Below are 16826 nucleotides of genomic sequence, written 5' to 3' on the forward strand. Positions count from 1 at the left end.
AGGTCGTTTTGCAACAAGGCATTTACCTGCGGCTTTATAAAGTGATATGGATGGTCTGCTCGGCAAGTTCCAAAAAGTCTACTCACTTAGTTTTTGACGAGAAGCCGATGCCGAAGGCGGTCCTATTTCAGGTAGTTAACAAGTTTGTGAGGCACGAAAAAGGCCCGAACCATGCGGTCCGGGCCTCATCGAGCTAGAGGTTATGTCTCAGGTTGCTGGCTTAGCCGAAGTAGCGCTTGAGCAGGCCGGCGAAAGCCTTGCCGTGGCGGGCCTCGTCGCGAGCCATCTCGTGCACGGTGTCGTGGATGGCATCAAGGCCAGCGGCCTTGGCACGCTTGGCAAGATCGGTCTTGCCGGCGGTGGCACCGTTCTCGGCCTCAACGCGCATCTCGAGGTTCTTCTTGGTGGAGTCGGTCACGACCTCGCCCAGGAGCTCAGCGAACTTGGCAGCGTGCTCGGCCTCCTCGTGGGCAGCCTTCTCCCAGTACAGGCCGATCTCGGGATAGCCCTCGCGATGAGCGACGCGCGCCATGGCCAGGTACATACCGACCTCGGAGCACTCGCCCTCAAAGTTGGCGCGCAGGTCGGCAACGATGTCCTCGGAGACGCCCTCCATCTTGGCGACGCCCACGACGTGCTCGGCAGCCCACTCGAGCTGACCCTCCTCCTGCTTCAGGAAGCGAGAACCGGGAACGCCGCACTGGGGGCACTTGAAGTCCTCGGGCAGCTGGTCGCCGTCGAACTCTTCCACATAACCGCAAACGGGGCAAACAAACTTCATGATTCGATCCTTTCGATCGATGGCGATTGTGCGCTCGTCCGGTCCCGTAAGGGCCCTCTCCGGACGTGCGTCTTGACGAGTTCTATTATCCATAAATGCAACCAAATGTGAAGCCTATTAGGAATGATTTTTAACAAAACAATTATGAGATATGAAGATGTTGATTGATTAACGATTGGCAGGCCGTCTTTGACCGTCGCTGAGTACAATCGGTCGAGCAAATGTTGACCAATCAACAAATGAGGGAGTTTCCTTTATGCATCTAGCCCGTCGTGCCTGGTGCCGAACATATCAGACGGTTTTTCGCATTGCATTGCCGATCCTGCCCTATACCGAGCCGCACATTTTAGAGCATGCCGAGGATGTGCCCGCGGTGCTTCAAAAGCGCTCGATCCAGAAGGTCCTTATCGTGACGGATCCCGGCATTGCACGTTTGGGACTCACGGCATCACTCGAGCGTGCGCTTACGGCTCAGGGGATTGGCGTTACGGTCTATGCCGAAACGCGTGCGAATCCCACGGTCTCGAATGTGGAGGAGGCGGCGTCCCTGTATCGAGAGAGCGCCTGCCAGGCCATTATCGGCTTTGGCGGAGGATCAGCCATGGACTGCGCCAAGGGCGTAGGCGCACGCATTGCGCAGCCAAACAAGCCCATCAACAAGATGCGCGGCCTGCTGCGGATTCATCGTCGCTTGCCGCTGCTCATCGCCGTTCCCACTACCGCCGGTACGGGAAGCGAAGTCACGCTTGCGGCGGTAATTACCGATGACGGGACGCACTACAAGTACCCCATTAACGACTTTGTGCTTATTCCGCGCTTTGCGGTGCACGACCCCGAGTTTACGCGCGGTCTGCCCGCCTCCATTACGGGGCAGACGGGTATGGATGCCCTGACGCATGCCGTCGAGGCCTTTATCGGGCGAAGCACCACGCCCTATACGCGCAAGATGGCACGACAGGCGGTGCAGCTCATCCACGACAATTTGCTCGAGGCCTATGAGCATGGTGACGACATGCGCGCTCGTCGCAATATGCTTTCGGCGGCGTATAAGGCGGGCGTTGCGTTTACCCGCTCCTATGTCGGATATGTGCATGCCATCGCGCACAGTCTGGGCGGCCGATACGGAATTCCGCACGGTTTGGCCAACGCGATCATCCTGCCGCACATGCTTCGCGCTTATGGTGACGCTGCCGCCCCCAAGCTTGCCGATCTTGCTCGCATGGCGGGCATTGCGCCGACTACCGCGCAGGACAGTCTTGCGGCCGAGGCCTTTATCGATTGGGTCGACCGCATGAACGAGGCCCTGGGAATCCCCAAATATGTCTCGGGTATTCGCCGCTCCGATATTCCGCAAATGGCGGCCCATGCCGATGCCGAGGCCAATCCCCTGTACCCCGTTCCACTTTTGATGGACCGCTCGGAGCTCGAGCATATGTACGAGGTCGTCGCGGGTGGTATGTTTGAGGACGAGAACTAGGAGGGTGCCATGAACACCGAGGAAATTGCGCGCATCGTCGGCGATCAGCGCGCCTACTTTAAGACGCACGCCACGTTTGATGTCGATGCTCGACGTCGCGCGCTCGTGAGTTTACGCGATGCGGTGCGGGCCCACGAGGCCGATATCGCTCATGCGCTCAAGACCGATTTGGGAAAGTCGCATGACGAGGCCTATATGTGCGAGATTGGCACATCGCTTTCCGAGATTCGACATCAGATTGCGCATGTGGCCCGATGGAGTCGTCCGCGCCTGCGTCCGTGCGACCTCGCTAACGCCGTGAGCGTGTGCAAAACGCAAACCGTGCCCTATGGCGTCACGCTCATCATGGCGCCCTGGAACTATCCGTTTTTGCTGACGCTCGAGCCGCTCGCTGGCGCCCTTGCCGCGGGCAATACCGTGGTCATCAAGCCGAGCGCCTATGCTCCGGCATCGAGCGCGGTGCTCAGGCAAATCTGTGAAGAGGCATTTGATCCGCGCCTGGTGACGGTTGTCGAGGGCGGGCGCGCCGAGAACGAAGCGCTGCTCGATGAGCACTGGGACAAGATCTTCTTTACCGGTAGCGTTCCGGTTGGCAAGCTCGTCATGGAGCGCGCAAGTAAAAACCTTACGCCCGTGACGCTTGAGCTGGGCGGAAAGAGTCCCTGCATCGTGGATGCGACGGCAAACTTGAAGGTCGCGGCACGGCGCATCGCCTTTGGTAAATGGCTCAACGTGGGGCAGACCTGCGTGGCGCCCGACTACCTGCTGGTCGATGCGCGCGTGCACGACGAGCTGCTGGACCTCATCAGGGAAGAGGCCCGCCGTATGTTTGGCGAGCATCCGCTCGATAACGAGGACTACGGGCATATCGTCAACGCCAAGCATTTTGCGCGCGTGCGCGGGCTGATCGATCCCGATAAGGTCGTGCTGGGAGGCACGGCGCGCGAGTCGTCGCTCAAGATTGAGCCGACGATCCTAGACGGCGTGACCCCCGATGACGCCGTGATGCAGGAGGAGATCTTCGGTCCCATCTTGCCGGTGCTGACGTTTGAGAGCCTAGACGAGGCCGAGACGTTTATTACGGATCGTCCGACGCCGCTGGCCCTGTATATCTTTAGCCAGGACCGTTCGGTTCAGCAACGCTTTGTGCGCTACGTGCCCTTTGGCGGCGGCTGTGTCAACGACACGATCATGCACTTGGCTACGAGCCATATGGGCTTTGGCGGCATGGGCGCGAGCGGTATGGGGCAGTACCATGGACGCGAGAGCTTCGATACGTTTAGCCACAAGAAGAGCATCGTGAACAAGGCAACTTGGCTGGACGTGCCGTTTCGGTATGCGCCCTACGCAAGCTGGAAGCACAAGTTCGTGCGCATGTTTGTGCATTAGAAAAGGGCGCAGGTAATACGAACAAGTGTTCCTATTACCTGCATTTTGCGTTAGACTACTGTTATGGAGCACGGATGGGCCAACTCCCTTTAGAAGGGATTTGGTATGAACGTAAGCGATGTTATTTCGTTATTGGCGTTGTTGATTGCGGCTATCGAACTCGGTCTGTTTATCGGCCGAATGAAATAGCCGCCCCCGCGTAAGCGAAGACGGCCACTTCTCACGATGAAAACGTGTATCGGAGTTGGCAAGACCCGCGGCAACGGGTGCCATCCGTGTTCCTATCTTATCTGCAAGCGTTCTGTCGCGCAAGCGTTGAGGCAAACGATTGAAGGACGCAGACAGGATGTATTTGTGTCCGCACGGGACCGTAGACTTCTCAATAAGGTTACACACCGGTTTATCCGGCCGTTAGAGGAGCTGCTATGTACGAGCCTTCACGTGTTCTTCTGTCATTTCACATTGCAGGATTTCAGTATGCCGATGGCGCCTTGGTCCTGGGCGATCTTAAAGCGGGCGATAAGCTGACGCTGTGTGCCGAGCGCGATAATCCCCATGACCCCGAGGCAGTTGCGATCTACTATGGCAAGACCAAACTTGGCTACGTTCCGGGAAACGAGGTCGGCCCGCTGTCCTTGATGATGTATTACGGCCACGAGGACGTATTTGAGGCCCGCGTGCAACAGGTTGCCCCCGAGCGCAGCCCGTGGCACCAGGTGCGCGTTGGCCTCTATGTGGTGGATGCCCGCTAGTCGGCAATGGAGGCGGCCATGTTTGATGACGACGACCAGTTCGATCTGACAGACGATCCGTTTGAGTGGGATCTGCTACTCGACGACGATGAGTTGGAGCAGGATCGTAAGAAACGGCAGGACAAGAAAACTCAGAGTGACGCTTCGAAAAAGCAAGACAAACGCCGCCGCGGACTGTTCGGCGGGCTCTTTGGATAACCGCCGCATCGCTGCGTCTGTATACTTAGCACGAGTTGAACACGTTGCGAAATGAGGACACAGACGATGATGTGGTTTACCGCCGACTTGCACCTGGGCGATACGAATATCTTGCACGACATGGACCGGCCGTTTGGCTCGGTCGAGGAGATGAACCGCAAGGTCATCGATGCCATCAATGAGTGCGTGGCTGCGGACGACCGCCTCTATATTCTGGGTGACTTTACCTATCGTTTGCCCCTGGCGGAGGCGGTGCGCCTGCGCGAGCGTATCGAATGCCAGAACGTGACGCTCATCCGCGGTAACCATGACGGCGACTGGGAAGATCCCGACGCCCCGCAAATTTGGGAAGACGTGCGCGATTACCTGGAGATTGCTCCCGGCTATGCCAAGGGCCATCGTCTGGTTATGAGCCACTACCCCATGCTCAGCTGGAACGGCAAGGCACGTGGCGCCATTATGCTGCATGGGCATATCCACAGCAGGGGTGACCGCGCCAACGCACGCAACCGCGATCGCGAGCGCCCTATCTTTCGCTACGATGTCGGTCTCGATGCCAACGAGTACAAGCCCGTAAGCCGCGATCAGATTCTTAGCTTCTTTGGGTTATAGGGCGCCAGAGCCACCACAAAGGGGACAGGCACCTTTGTGGTGGTTCTGGCGCCGTTGCCATTATGGCGGCGGCGCCTTTTTTGTCCGCGCGGCGCGGTAGAGTGTAGCCGGTTGATATTTGCGTCCATCGAGGAGCTGCTATGAACGAGATCAAGTGCCCGCATTGCGGCGAAGTTTTTAAGGTCGATGCATCCGGCTATGCGGATATCGTCAAGCAGGTGCGCGATGCGGAGTTCTCGCGCGACCTGAATGACCGCGTAGCGGCTGCTCGACGCGAGGGCGAGCAGGCGCTGGAGCTTGAGCGTTCGCGTTCGGCGTCTGCCCTGCAGGAGGCAGAGGCTCAGCGCAACGCTCAACTTGTCGAGCAGAAGAACGCTGCGGCTCAGCAACTGGCACAAGAGGTTGCCAAGCGCGATGCCGAGCTTGCCGAGCTGCGCGCCAAGCTCGAGGGTGCTGCCGCAGAGCGCGAGAGTGCAAGCCGGCGTGCGGCGGTTGAGGCTCGTGCCGATGTCCAAAAGGAGAATGTGGAGCTCCAGCGCGAGATCGACAATTTGCGTGCGCAGCTGGGACGCAAAGATGACGAAGCAAAGCTTGCCGAGTCGGCGGCGCGCAACGCTGCTCAAAACGATTTAGCTGCACGCGACGCTCAGATTGCCGAGCTGCAGGCCAAGCTTGCCGCGGCGGACAAGGCCCAGGAGATGGCGCTTGCCGCTGCCGCGGCAGAGTCGCAGCGTGAGCTCGATGCCGCTCGCAGCGAGGCCGAGCGCGCGCTTGCTGACTATCGAGTGAAGGTACAGGAGAAGTTTTCCGCCGCAAAGACTCAGTCCATGCGCGAGGCCGAGGGCCTTCGTGCACAGCTTCGTGAGCAAGAACTTTCTGCAAAAATGGAGCTATCGAAGGCGGTCGCCGCGGCGGAGCGAGAGCGCGATGAGGCACGTGCCAAGCTGACGAGCGAGCTGGCGGTGCGCGATTCTCGCGAGGAGCAAGCCAAGGCGGCACACGAGCTCGAGCTTGCGCAGGCCAAGCGCGCGAGCGATGACCTGATTCGCTACAAGGACGAAGAGATTGAGCGCCTTAAGGACATGAAGGTCCGCCTGTCCACCAAGATGGTGGGCGAGTCGCTCGAGCAGCACTGCGAGACCGAGTTTAACCGTCTGCGCATGACGGCGTTTCCTAACGCGTACTTCGAGAAGGATAACGATGCGTCCGAGGGCACCAAGGGCGACTTTATCTTCCGCGAGTGCGACGCAAGCGGTAACGAGGTCATTTCGATTATGTTCGAGATGAAAAACGAGAACGACGAGACCGCGACCAAGCACAAAAACGAGGACTTCTTTAAGAAACTCGATCACGATCGTCGCCAGAAAGGCTGTGAGTACGCGGTGCTCTGCACACTGCTCGAGCCCGAAAGCGAGCTCTATAACGCAGGGATAGTCGACGTGAGTTACCGCTATGAGAAGATGTACGTGATCCGCCCGCAGTTCTTCATTCCCATGATCACGCTGCTGCGCAACGCCGCCATGGGTTCGCTGCGCTATAAGCAGGAGCTGGCGGAGTACAAGCAGCAGAACATCGACGTCACGAACTTCGAGGCCAAGATGGAGAAGTTCAAGAACGACTTCGGCCGCAACTATGAGCTTGCGAGCCGTAAGTTCCAGACGGCGATCGAGGAGATTGACAAGACGATTAGCCATCTGCAGAAAACCAAGGAGGCATTGCTGTCCTCCGAGAACAATTTACGTCTAGCCAACAAGAAGGCCGACGATCTTACCATTCGCAAGCTCACCTGGGGCAACAAGACCATGAAGGCGGCGTTTGACGAGGCGCGCGGGGCTGCGACAGGGGCAAACGATGAGCCCGCCGAGGCGGATTCGTATGAGGTCGAGGATGCCGAGTAGGGGATAGCGTATAGTGCAAAAGCGGGGCCGCTGGCGATACTGCTAACGGCCCCGCTTCGTTCCAGTATGTACGGCTAGTCCTCGAGCAGGTCCTCGATAAAGCCGACGCGGTAGTTTTTGAAGATGACCTCGCCGCCGTCTTGCGTGGCATCCAGGTCGACATCGCCCATGATGCCAAAGTCGTGGTCGCCATCCTCGTCGGCAAAAATCTGGTGCACGTGCCACACGTGATCGGTCTTCTCGTCGCTCCCGTCGATGGTAAACATCGCGGCGCTGCGGGCATCTCCGTCGGTGAGGATTTCCTCGTGCTGCTCATGGTAGGCATCGAGCGCCTTTTGCCAGCGGACCTCGCTCATGCCCCAGTCCTCGTCGAGTTCGCCCAGGTCGCGAACGTGCTCGCGGGCGGCAAGGGTCACGCGGCGGAAGAGTGCGTTGCGCACCAGCAGCGTGCAGCCGCGACGGTCCGCAACGACCTCGTCGATGCCCTGCGGCGGCGCGGCGTCGAGGGCCGCCGGGTTGCCGGCGTTCTCCCACTCGTCCACCAGGCTCGAGTCGACCGAGCGTACCACAAAGCCGAGCCACGAAATGATGTCGCGCAAGCGCTCATCGCGCTTCTCAATGGGCACGGTGCGATCGAGGGAGCGGTAGGCCTCGACTAGGTAGCGCAGCAGAATGCCCTCGGAGCGGGCGATGCCGAGCTTTTGGATATAGCCCTTAAAGTCGCTCGCGCTCTCCAACATGTCGCGCAGGACGCTCTTGGGCGAGAGCTGGTAGTCGTTGGCCCAAGGTACTTCCTGGCAGTACTTGTCGAAGGCGGCATCGAGCAAATCCTCGAGCGGCTTTTCGTAGGTGACATCCTGGATGCGCTCCAAGCGTTCCTCATATTCGACGCCGTCGGCTTTCATCTCGGCCATAGCGCGGTCGCGCGCGGCGCGCTCCTGCGCGCGCAGCACCTGCTTGGGATCCTCGAGCGTAGCCTCGACCATTGAGATCAGATCCATGGTATAGGTCTCACTCTCGGGGTCGAGCAGCTCCAGCGCGGCAAGCAAAAACGGCGAGAGCGGCTGGTCGAGCGCAAAATCCTCGGGCAGGTCGACCGTTAGCGCATAGTCGATGTCCGGCGCGGCGTCAGCTGGAGCGTCGGGTGCGGGCGGCACCTCGGTGCGCACGACGACGCCGGAGTCGATGAGCGTGGCGAAGATCTCGTCGGCACGAACCTCGAGCTTTGCCTTTTCCTCAGGGGTCTGCAGGCTTGTTTCGATGAGGTCGTGCACGCGGGCGCGGGCGTCGCCGCCCTGCTCGACCACGCTAATCACCATGGAGTGTGTGATGCGCAGGCGCGGCTTGAGCGTTTCGGGCTGCGTCTCGATCAGGCGCTCAAAGGTCTGCTTGTTCCAGGTGACAAAGCCCTCGGGGGCCTTCTTCTTTTTAATCTTGCGGAGCTTCTTGGGGTCGTCGCCCGCCTTGGCCATGAGCTTGGCGTTCTCGATCTCGTGCTCGGGTGCCTCGGCAATCACCATGCCCTCGGTATCAAAGCCCGAGCGGCCGGCGCGACCGGCAATCTGGTGGAACTCGCGGGCGCGCAGACGACGCATCTTGTAGCCATCGAACTTGGTGAGCGCGGTGAGCACCACGGTGTGGATGGGTACGTTGATGCCGACGCCGAGCGTATCGGTGCCGCAGATGACGGGCAGCAGGCCCTGCTGCGCCAAACGCTCGACCAGCAGACGATAACGCGGCAGCATACCGGCGTGGTGCACGCCGACGCCGCAGCCAAGCAAACGCTTGAGGATCTTGCCGAAGGCCGTCGAGAAGCTCGTGCCCTTGACCGCCTCCTTGATGGCCTCGCGCTGCTCCTTGCTGGCAATGCCAAAGTTGGCGAGCGACTGTGCCGTCGCAAGGGCGGCATCCTGGCTAAAGTGCACGATATAGAGCGGGGCCTCTCCGCCGCGCATCGCGAGCTCGACGGTGCCCTCGAGGGAGGTCGTCACGTAGTCGTAGCTCAGCGGCACGGGGCGTGGGGCATCGACGACCAAGTCGCAGGTAGCGCCGGTGTGTTCCTCGAGTGAGGCGGCGATGGCAGTGACATCGCCGAGCGTGGCGCTCATGAGCATGAATTGCGTGTGAGGCAGCGTGAGCAGTGGCACCTGCCAGGCCCAGCCGCGGTCGGGGTCGGCAAAATAGTGGAACTCGTCCATGGCGACGCAGCCCACGTCGGCGCCCTCGCCCTCGCGCAGTGCATCGTTGGCGAGGATTTCTGCCGTGCAGCAGATGACGGGCGCCTTGGTGTTGATATGCGTGTCGCCGGTGATCATGCCGACGTTATCGCGGCCGAGCACCTGCACAAGGTCGAAAAACTTTTCGCTGACCAGAGCCTTGATGGGGGCCGTGTAATAACAGCGCTTGCCCTGTGCCATGCCCATAAAGAGCATGCCTAGCGCGACAAGCGACTTGCCCGATCCGGTCGGTGTTCCCAAAATGACATGGTCACCGGCGACTAGATCCATGAGGGCCTCTTCCTGGTGGTCCCACAGCTCAATACCGCGGTCGCTTGTCCATTCAAAGAAGCGTTCGAAGGCCTGATCGGGCGTGAGCCATGGTTCGGGCTCGCTACCATCCTCGGGCTCCCACCAGGTGGGGGAGAGCGCGCCGAGCGAGCCGAATTCGGCTTCGGTTCCCGTGCCGCCCGAGAACGAGCTGGCGGCGCCGGCGCCAGAAACGGTGCTGGCGGAAGTATCTGTCGTGGTCTGTGCCATGTGGTTGCTTTCTCTCGCCGTTTGTCCGCCAACTATTATGGCGTAGCAGCGGCGCGGGGTGCCAGCGCGCGAGAAAATGCAGGAAATGGGCGTTCTGCCCAGCCGTTTGGTGCAGCTGCCAGCTAAGTGAGTAGACTTTTTGCAATATCGCGAGCACATGGCTTTTGCGCAAGAGCTCTACCTGCGGTTTTAGTTTTCGTTATGCGGGTTGTGCTTGGCTATTGCAAAAAAGTCTACTCACTTAGGTTTGAGGGTCGTTCGCTGACGCCTATTTTCACTTGTTTGCCGACGCCGCGACCATCAGAAGCCCCTAGGACTCCTGCGGCAGGCGCTTCTTGCCTTTGCGGGCGCGGTTTCTAAAGTTCTCGACGGCCTCTTCCATGCCCAGAGGTACATAGGTGAGCGCATCGAGGTTTTCGGGCAGGTAGCAGGCAAGGCTTTGCTCCTGCGCGCGGCCCGCCGCGAGCTGTTCATCGCTGGGCTGCGCGCCGGGTGTGGCGCAAATGCCATAGACGGCGGCACCCATCTCGCGCGTGCGGCATTCATATTCGGTCTCGGGGTGCTTGGGATGGTCGCGGCGGACGTCGTCGCTTACCCAAAGCGTATCGTAGCCGGCCGCGGCAAACTGTCCCAGGGCGTAATCGCGCAACGGCTTGCTATCGGTGCGCAGCGTGACGGTAGCGCCGGCTGAAAAGAGCGGGCGGTAGAGCATCAGATGGTCGACATGGACGAGTCGTTTTTTAGCGTACTTGGCCTTGGGCTGCGGCGTGGGAAAGTTAATGGTGATGGCATCGAGCTCGCCTGCGGCAAACAGCTGTGGCAGCGATGCGGCGCCTCGGGGCAGGACGAGTGCGTTGGATAGCCCCTGTTCGCAGATTTTCTGCGCGGCATAGGCGATGCAGATGGGCTCCTGGTCCATGCCGATAAAGAGGGTGTCGGGCTCGCGGTGGGCGCGCTCGACCAGATAGGTTCCCTTGCCACAGCCAAGATCCAGGTGAAGGTGTTCGAAGGGCTTGCTGCCAGCTGGCGCGCAAGCCTCGCGCCAATCTCCGGCATAAGCCTCGGGGTTCGTCTCGATCGCATCGGCGTAGCGCTCCAGGCGCTCCTCGAGCACAAAGTTCTTAGGCGTGCGAACGTGGACGGCTCCCATGAGGCTCCTTGGTCATAAATGCGAAACGCATGGCCGCGCGTTCCGTCAATGGGTTGAAAAGGGCGGGCATAGATTGCCCGAAAGATGTGGTGCGGCTCGGCGGCGAGTCGTCGGTGCCTACAGGCGCTTGAGAATCACATAGCGGTTGAGCTCGCCGCTACGACCGTCGGCATGGAAGCGCTCAAGCTCGCGCACGGGGACCTCGCCGCTCTTGTAGAACGTACGGACGCCGCGCACCAGGTCGGTGATCTGCTGATCGTCAAAGTGATGGCAATAGCGGTAGGCGTGACGGTCGTTTTGCCAGCCGATGAGGTGGTCGCCGGCTTCAAACTGTGCGGAATCGTAACCCTCAAACGGCGGGGTGAGCTCGGCGCGGGCTTCGGCTCGAACGGCCTTGCGCGCCATGCGCTCGTCGTTCATAAACTCCCAAAAGCTGATGGCGATGATGCCGCCCGGGCGCGTCTGCCGCACCAGGGCGTCGAGTACGCGTACGCGGTACTCGCACGACGGCACGTGGTGCATAAAGCCAAAGCAGACCGAGATGTCGGCGAGCGGGGCGTCGAAAAGCACGTCGGGCGTCTCGGCGGGGTTGAGCTTCATGAGGGCGTCGAGCACGTCGAGCTCCTGGAAGTGCAGGTTGGGAATGCGCAGGGCGTGGCCATGTGCATCGATAGCCAAATCTTGACACGAGTCGACACCATAGAACTCAAACGGGCAGCTGGCATCTGCCGAGGGGTTTGCGCCGTCGACGCCCTTGGCGGCAAGTGCGCCGCCTGCGGCAAAATTCTCGAATCGCATATTGCCGCAGGCAAGATCGAAGACGCGGACGGGATGCTCGATCGTGGCGACGTCGAGCTGCCCGAGCGCGATGTCCATGGTACGCACCCAGCCGGGCCACGGGGCCTGGCGCGTATCGGAGAAGGAGGCGGAGTGCTCGCGATAGAACGTGTTGTTGAGCTGGATGAGCGATGAGGCGAAATCGCGGTTCACGGCGCGGAACTCCCTCCGTTGGCGGTGCGGAATTAACAGTACGACCATACTACCGTTAACGCCGCAACGGGGACAACCAAGCTACGGGTCATTGCTTTGTTTGGACACATTTCCGCAGCTCATATGCACCCGCAACCGCCGGTTGTCAAAAATCTCACTAGAATAGGTGGCATGTTTTTGGCGGTGGCGGATAGATTTTTAACTGTGCAAGGCGCCTTAAGAACAAAAACGGTCCGGCGGCACGGCTGGCATCACATAGGAGGAACCATGAATGTAGAAACTGCGCAGCGGCTCGCCGACCTTCGCCGCAGCAAAGGCTTTAGCCAAGAAGGGCTGGCGCGAAAGTTGGGGCTGTCGCGCCAGGCGGTCAGTAAATGGGAGCGCGCGGAGAGCTCACCCGATACCGAGAACCTGATCTCGCTCGCCAAACTCTATGGCGTGAGCTTGGACGAGTTGCTCAATCCGAGCGACGAGATTGAGGACGATATCGAGTTTGAGAACGAGGACCGCGCTCGCCAACGCGAGGCCGAGGCGGCAGAGCGCGCACGCACCCATGAGGCGGCGGCACGAGCTACCGAGGCGGCAACACAGGCGAGTGACGCCGCCGCCAAGGCGGCGCAAGCGGCAAGCTGGAGTGCACAGGCCGCCAATGCCGCTACGGCGCAGGCGACGAGTGGCGGTGCGGTTGGCTCGACTCCGGTGAAGGGCCCGTTCCAGTCGTTCCCGTATTGGGCCGTGTGCTGGCTGCTGTTCTTTTTGCTGATGTTCCTGTTTGGTGCCGGCCCCTTTGCCGCACTGATCTTCTTTACGATTCCCATCTATCACTGGGTGGCGCGTGCGCTCGATGGCGATTGGGCGCGCGGGGATATTCAGGTTGGTTCGGCGTCGGTGGCGGTCAAGGCCCAGGGGAAGGATACTTCTGCGGAATCTGATGCTGACGTGGCTACCGCGACTACCGCTGAGCCGATTGCCAAAGAGAGTGATGAATGATGAAGCTTTCGCATGAATCCAAGGTACGCTTGGGCGTTGGCATCGGAGCGTTTGTGCTCATCATCGGGCTTGTCTTTGGCATTTCGCGGACTTTGATTCATTTTGATGGCCCGTGGGATCTCGACGATGTTGTATCCGGCTTCTCTGGTATGGACGATGCGGTTGACGAGGACGATCTTTTGGATGGCGGTAACTATTCCGCTCAGCCTCAGCAGCTTTCGAGCGAAACCTTTGATGCCGACGCGTTCACATCGCTTGACTTGGACGTGACGTCGGGCACGGTCGAGGTCAAACACGTCTCCAGCGGGCCAGTGCGCGTAATTGAAAGCGGTCGCGTGGCAACGGGGACCGTTGCCTTCGATGCGGCAACCCAGAACCTGGCCGAAATCAAGGGCTCTACGCTCAAGATTCGCCAGTTCGATTGCGATGACGAGCGCGCCATTGACCGCACGGTTACCGTCGAACTGCCGCGCGAAGTTGCCGATAACATGGTGGGCATTACAGCGAATGTAGGATCGGGTGACCTGACGGTCGCGGGCATTGCGTGTCATGACCTCAACCTGACTTTGGACTCTGGAGACGTTGAGTTTACGGGCACCGTGACCGATACCCTGAATGCCGAGGTCGGTTCGGGCGATGTGACGTTCGAGCTCTACCAGGCCCCCGCGAAGTCGATGGACGTGAGTGTGGGCTCGGGCGATGTGGAGATGACGGTTCCGAACTCGACGGGCTTTAAGGCGAGCCTCACCTTGGGCAGCGGCGACTTTGAGAGCGATTTCCTTCCGCTTGGCTACGACGGCGAGACCATTTTGAATCTTGAATTCGATAACGGCGATAAGTCTGCTACGTATCGTTTTGAGGTCGGTTCGGGCGACATGTCGTTTGATCCGGAGTGACATGCGGTTTTCGGAGATCGGTACATATAGGCATGCTCTTTGATGGAGGCGCCGGAGCCGTGACGGGCTTCGGCGCCTTTGCCTTTACAATGGGGACATGGAACAGATTATCTTGAACATACTCGAGGCTCTGCGTCGCGGCGAGACCGTGGACGACAAAGCGCTCGTCAAACTGATACATGCCGAGGCGCGCCGTGAGGGTGCCGACAAACGCGATTTGGCCAAGCGCCGTCTGCTGCCGTTCTACCAGCGGGTTAAACGTGAGGAGCCGGTTCGGTGGGCTGCGTGGAATGTCGATTCCGATCTGGAGCGTCAACTGCTGCAGGTCCTGCGTATGAAGCCGCGCCGAACGGCCTCGGGCGTGGCGACCATTACCGTCATTACCAAGCCCTGGCCATGCTCGGGCGATTGCCTGTTTTGCCCCAACGATCTGCGCATGCCCAAAAGCTATCTGCACGCCGAGCCGGCGTGCGCCCGTGCGGAGCAAAACTGCTTCGACCCGTATCTGCAGGTGAGCGCTCGTCTGACCGCGCTTTCGCAGATGGGACATGCGACCGACAAGATAGAGCTCATTGTGCTCGGCGGTACCTGGAGCGACTATCCGCAAGGGTATCAGACGTGGTTTATGTCGGAGCTTTTCCGTGCGCTCAATGACGATGCCGTCGCCGGTGTGGCGGCAAACCCCATGTTGGCGCGTCCGGGCATCAGCCGTGCCGAGGCAGGGCGCCTGCTCGATGACGCTCCCGCCGATGCCCTGCCGCCGGTGGTAACAGAGCGCCGCGAGCGCTATCGGGCTGCCGGCATTGCGACAGACGAGGTCGAGCTTGCTGCCGGCGTTGCCGACGAGCAGGGGCGTGTGGATGCTGCCGTGGGCGGCTATAACCGTGCGGTGCGTCGTCTGTACGGTCCCGGTACGCCGTGGGGCGAGGTCACTGAGTGGCAGACGGCAACGATGGAGGAGCTTGAGCGTCAGCAGCGCATCAACGAGACGGCGAAGCATCGCGTGGTGGGGCTCGTTATCGAGACGCGCCCCGATGCCGTGACGCCCCAGGCGCTCACGCTTATCCGCCGCCTAGGTTGCACCAAGATTCAGATGGGCATCCAGAGCCTCAACCAGCACCTGCTCGATATCAACGAGCGTCGCATTTCGGTGGCTCAGATCGAGCGGGCGTTTTCGCTTGCGCGTCTGTTTGGCTTTAAGATCCACGCGCATTTTATGCTCAACTTGCTGGGCGCCACGCCCGAGGGGGACAAGCGCGACTACGAGCGCTTTATGACCGAGGGGGCCTTTATGCCCGACGAGGTCAAGGTCTACCCGTGCGCGCTCATCGAGGGCTCGCGTCTGGTGGGCCGCTATGAGCGCGGCGAGTGGCGCCCCTATACCGAGGAAGAACTGCTCGATGTGCTGGCCGACGACATCGTGGTGACGCCGGCGTTCTGCCGCATCAGCCGCATGATCCGCGACTTTAGCTCCGACGACATCATGGTGGGCAACAAGAAGCCCAACCTGCGTCAGCTCGTTGAGAACCGCCTGGCTGCTCGGGGTGACGGTGCGACGGTGCGCGAGATTCGCTATCGCGAGATCAGTACCGCGGGTGCCGACCTGGATGAACTGTCTCTTGATGAGGTCGCTTACGAGACGCCGGTGACGCGTGAACGCTTTTTGCAGTGGGTGACGCCCGAAGGCAAGATCGCCGGCTTTTTGCGTCTGTCGCTGCCCGTTCGCGCTTTTGTTGCCGCACATGCGGACGAGTTGCCGACGATGCCGGACGAGGCGATGATTCGCGAGGTACACGTGTATGGCATGGCGGCGCGCGTGGGGGATCAAGGCCAGGCAGCCCAGCACCATGGATTGGGACGGTCGCTGGTGGAGCGTGCGTGCCATATTGCTCGGGACGCGGGCTATGCGCGCATCAACGTGATCAGCGCGATTGGTACGCGCGAGTACTATCGCCATTTGGGTTTTTACGACCATGGACTCTATCTGCAAAAGGAGCTCTAGATGAACAAGCCAAGTGTTTCTGCCGGCGTCGTTGCCGGCGTTGCTCTGGGAGCCGCGGCGCTTGGTGCGGCCGCCGTCGCTGTTCGCGCTGCCTGTCTGCAGGTTGCGCGAACCCGCAATGGGTTGGCGCGTGTGAAACGCGTGCACGATGAGGGCGGCGATGAGATTCGCGTGTTGGTGCAAGGCGGCGTCTACCAAAGCGCGAGCTATGTCGGTGAGCGTTGGGCCGAGCCCGTCTTTGCGTACTATCGTGCGTTTGACGACGTGTTTGAGTCCGAGGATGCGATGCGCGACGCTTATGGTCACGGCATCGACCGTATGCTTATGCTGGGCGGCGGCGGGTTTGCCTATCCTAAATTCGCCCTGATGTCGCACGAGGGCTTGCGCATGGACGTCATCGAGTATGACGGAGAGATTACGCGCCTGGCGCGCCGTTGGTTCTATCTGGACGAGCTGGAGCGCACGGTGGGCGACCGCTTGCGGGTGATTACTGCTGAGGCTCGCTCGTATCTGGGTGTGACGAGTGTGGGCCATCGTCGCTACGACGTGGTCGTGAGCGATTGCTTTGGCGGTGCCGAGCCCGTACGCGAGCTGGCGACGGTTGAAGCGTTGCGTTTGGTGCGGGGCGGCCTAAATGTCGGTGGCGTCTACGTTGCCAATATCGTGAGCGCAAGCGAGGGGAGCGATGTGACGTTCCTGCGCGATTGCGCTGCCACGGCACTCGAGGTATTCGCCCACGCCTGGGTGGTCCCATGTGGCGATGCGAAGTTCGGCGGCGAGGAAAACTACCTGCTCATCGCCAGCGACGGCAACTACGCCTTTGCCGAAGCCGTGCCCTTCGACGCTGACTTTCTCGGCGCTGCCCTCCACGACTAGCGCGTCTCCCTGCGACCAGTCTGTTTATGACGGGGCTCCTTTAGCCACTCCTTGGTCAT

At 60.4% G+C, this 16826-nt stretch carries 14 protein-coding genes; 10 read left to right on the plus strand and 4 right to left on the minus strand.

The annotated features are described in order from the left end of the window. Positions 1 to 220: 220 nt before the first annotated feature. Positions 221 to 781: a ferritin family protein gene (locus LK493_RS04195; protein WP_022094328.1), complete on the minus strand. Its 561-nt coding sequence runs from the start codon at positions 779 to 781 to the stop codon at positions 221 to 223. 256 nt (positions 782 to 1037) lie between these two features. Between LK493_RS04195 and LK493_RS04200 the strand changes: the two genes are divergently transcribed. From LK493_RS04200 to LK493_RS04225, 6 genes are all read left to right on the plus strand, one after another. Then, the gene (locus LK493_RS04200; RefSeq protein ID WP_227790232.1) at positions 1038 to 2258 is read left to right on the plus strand and encodes an iron-containing alcohol dehydrogenase; all 1221 of its coding nucleotides are present in this window, start codon (positions 1038 to 1040) and stop codon (positions 2256 to 2258) included. Positions 2259 to 2267: 9 nt separating this feature from the next. Next, a complete protein-coding gene (locus LK493_RS04205; protein ID WP_227790233.1) occupies positions 2268 to 3647 on the plus strand; it encodes an aldehyde dehydrogenase in 1380 nt (459 codons plus the stop codon). Between the two features lie 425 nt (positions 3648 to 4072). After that, positions 4073 to 4399, plus strand: a complete 327-nt coding sequence (locus LK493_RS04210) for an HIRAN domain-containing protein (RefSeq protein WP_035137041.1) — start codon at positions 4073 to 4075, stop codon at positions 4397 to 4399. Positions 4400 to 4417: 18 nt separating this feature from the next. Next, the gene (locus LK493_RS04215; RefSeq protein ID WP_195544263.1) at positions 4418 to 4597 is read left to right on the plus strand and encodes a hypothetical protein; all 180 of its coding nucleotides are present in this window, start codon (positions 4418 to 4420) and stop codon (positions 4595 to 4597) included. A 66-nt stretch (positions 4598 to 4663) separates the two neighbouring features. Continuing rightward, positions 4664 to 5209: a metallophosphoesterase gene (locus LK493_RS04220; protein WP_227790234.1), complete on the plus strand. Its 546-nt coding sequence runs from the start codon at positions 4664 to 4666 to the stop codon at positions 5207 to 5209. Positions 5210 to 5349: 140 nt separating this feature from the next. Continuing rightward, on the plus strand, positions 5350 to 7107 hold the full coding sequence (locus LK493_RS04225) for a DUF2130 domain-containing protein (protein WP_227790235.1): 1758 nt from the start codon (positions 5350 to 5352) through the stop codon (positions 7105 to 7107). 74 nt (positions 7108 to 7181) lie between these two features. Here the strand turns inward: LK493_RS04225 and LK493_RS04230 are convergent, their stop codons facing one another. The 3 genes from LK493_RS04230 to LK493_RS04240 all read right to left on the minus strand — a co-directional run bounded on the left by LK493_RS04230 (position 7182) and on the right by LK493_RS04240 (position 12003). After that, on the minus strand, positions 7182 to 9863 hold the full coding sequence (locus tag LK493_RS04230) for a DEAD/DEAH box helicase (RefSeq protein ID WP_227790236.1): 2682 nt from the start codon (positions 9861 to 9863) through the stop codon (positions 7182 to 7184). Positions 9864 to 10173: 310 nt separating this feature from the next. Continuing rightward, entirely contained in the window at positions 10174 to 11013 is an 840-nt protein-coding gene (gene trmB, locus LK493_RS04235; protein WP_227790237.1) for a tRNA (guanine(46)-N(7))-methyltransferase TrmB, read from the minus strand. Between the two features lie 117 nt (positions 11014 to 11130). Then, positions 11131 to 12003, minus strand: coding sequence for a methyltransferase domain-containing protein (locus LK493_RS04240; RefSeq protein WP_055250686.1), 873 nt, complete (start codon positions 12001 to 12003; stop codon positions 11131 to 11133). 267 nt (positions 12004 to 12270) lie between these two features. Between LK493_RS04240 and LK493_RS04245 the strand changes: the two genes are divergently transcribed. From LK493_RS04245 to LK493_RS04260, 4 genes are all read left to right on the plus strand, one after another. Further along, positions 12271 to 12993: a helix-turn-helix domain-containing protein gene (locus LK493_RS04245; RefSeq protein WP_148332550.1), complete on the plus strand. Its 723-nt coding sequence runs from the start codon at positions 12271 to 12273 to the stop codon at positions 12991 to 12993. After that, positions 12990 to 13889, plus strand: a complete 900-nt coding sequence (locus tag LK493_RS04250) for a DUF4097 family beta strand repeat-containing protein (protein ID WP_148332552.1) — start codon at positions 12990 to 12992, stop codon at positions 13887 to 13889. Before LK493_RS04245 ends, LK493_RS04250 begins: the two co-directional genes overlap by 4 nt. 97 nt (positions 13890 to 13986) lie before the next feature. Beyond that, on the plus strand, positions 13987 to 15891 hold the full coding sequence (locus LK493_RS04255) for an elongator complex protein 3 (protein ID WP_227790238.1): 1905 nt from the start codon (positions 13987 to 13989) through the stop codon (positions 15889 to 15891). Then, positions 15892 to 16767, plus strand: coding sequence for a spermidine synthase (locus LK493_RS04260; RefSeq protein ID WP_227790239.1), 876 nt, complete (start codon positions 15892 to 15894; stop codon positions 16765 to 16767). The last annotated feature ends 59 nt before the right edge of the window (positions 16768 to 16826 follow it).

The organism is Collinsella aerofaciens (genome assembly GCF_020709435.1).
In the GTDB taxonomy this organism is placed as follows: domain Bacteria; phylum Actinomycetota; class Coriobacteriia; order Coriobacteriales; family Coriobacteriaceae; genus Collinsella; species Collinsella aerofaciens_AU.

Excerpts from the sequence above, each read along its gene's own strand:
- LK493_RS04195 (WP_022094328.1), bottom strand. The coding sequence starts at position 781 with ATGAAGTTTGTTTGCCCCGTTTGCGGTTATGTGGAAGAGTTCGACGGC.
- LK493_RS04200 (WP_227790232.1), top strand. The coding sequence starts at position 1,038 with ATGCATCTAGCCCGTCGTGCCTGGTGCCGAACATATCAGACGGTTTTT.
- LK493_RS04205 (WP_227790233.1), top strand. The coding sequence starts at position 2,268 with ATGAACACCGAGGAAATTGCGCGCATCGTCGGCGATCAGCGCGCCTAC.
- LK493_RS04210 (WP_035137041.1), top strand. The coding sequence starts at position 4,073 with ATGTACGAGCCTTCACGTGTTCTTCTGTCATTTCACATTGCAGGATTT.
- LK493_RS04215 (WP_195544263.1), top strand. The coding sequence starts at position 4,418 with ATGTTTGATGACGACGACCAGTTCGATCTGACAGACGATCCGTTTGAG.
- LK493_RS04220 (WP_227790234.1), top strand. The coding sequence starts at position 4,664 with ATGATGTGGTTTACCGCCGACTTGCACCTGGGCGATACGAATATCTTG.
- LK493_RS04225 (WP_227790235.1), top strand. The coding sequence starts at position 5,350 with ATGAACGAGATCAAGTGCCCGCATTGCGGCGAAGTTTTTAAGGTCGAT.
- LK493_RS04230 (WP_227790236.1), bottom strand. The coding sequence starts at position 9,863 with ATGGCACAGACCACGACAGATACTTCCGCCAGCACCGTTTCTGGCGCC.
- trmB (WP_227790237.1), bottom strand. The coding sequence starts at position 11,013 with ATGGGAGCCGTCCACGTTCGCACGCCTAAGAACTTTGTGCTCGAGGAG.
- LK493_RS04245 (WP_148332550.1), top strand. The coding sequence starts at position 12,271 with ATGAATGTAGAAACTGCGCAGCGGCTCGCCGACCTTCGCCGCAGCAAA.
- LK493_RS04250 (WP_148332552.1), top strand. The coding sequence starts at position 12,990 with ATGATGAAGCTTTCGCATGAATCCAAGGTACGCTTGGGCGTTGGCATC.
- LK493_RS04255 (WP_227790238.1), top strand. The coding sequence starts at position 13,987 with ATGGAACAGATTATCTTGAACATACTCGAGGCTCTGCGTCGCGGCGAG.
- LK493_RS04260 (WP_227790239.1), top strand. The coding sequence starts at position 15,892 with ATGAACAAGCCAAGTGTTTCTGCCGGCGTCGTTGCCGGCGTTGCTCTG.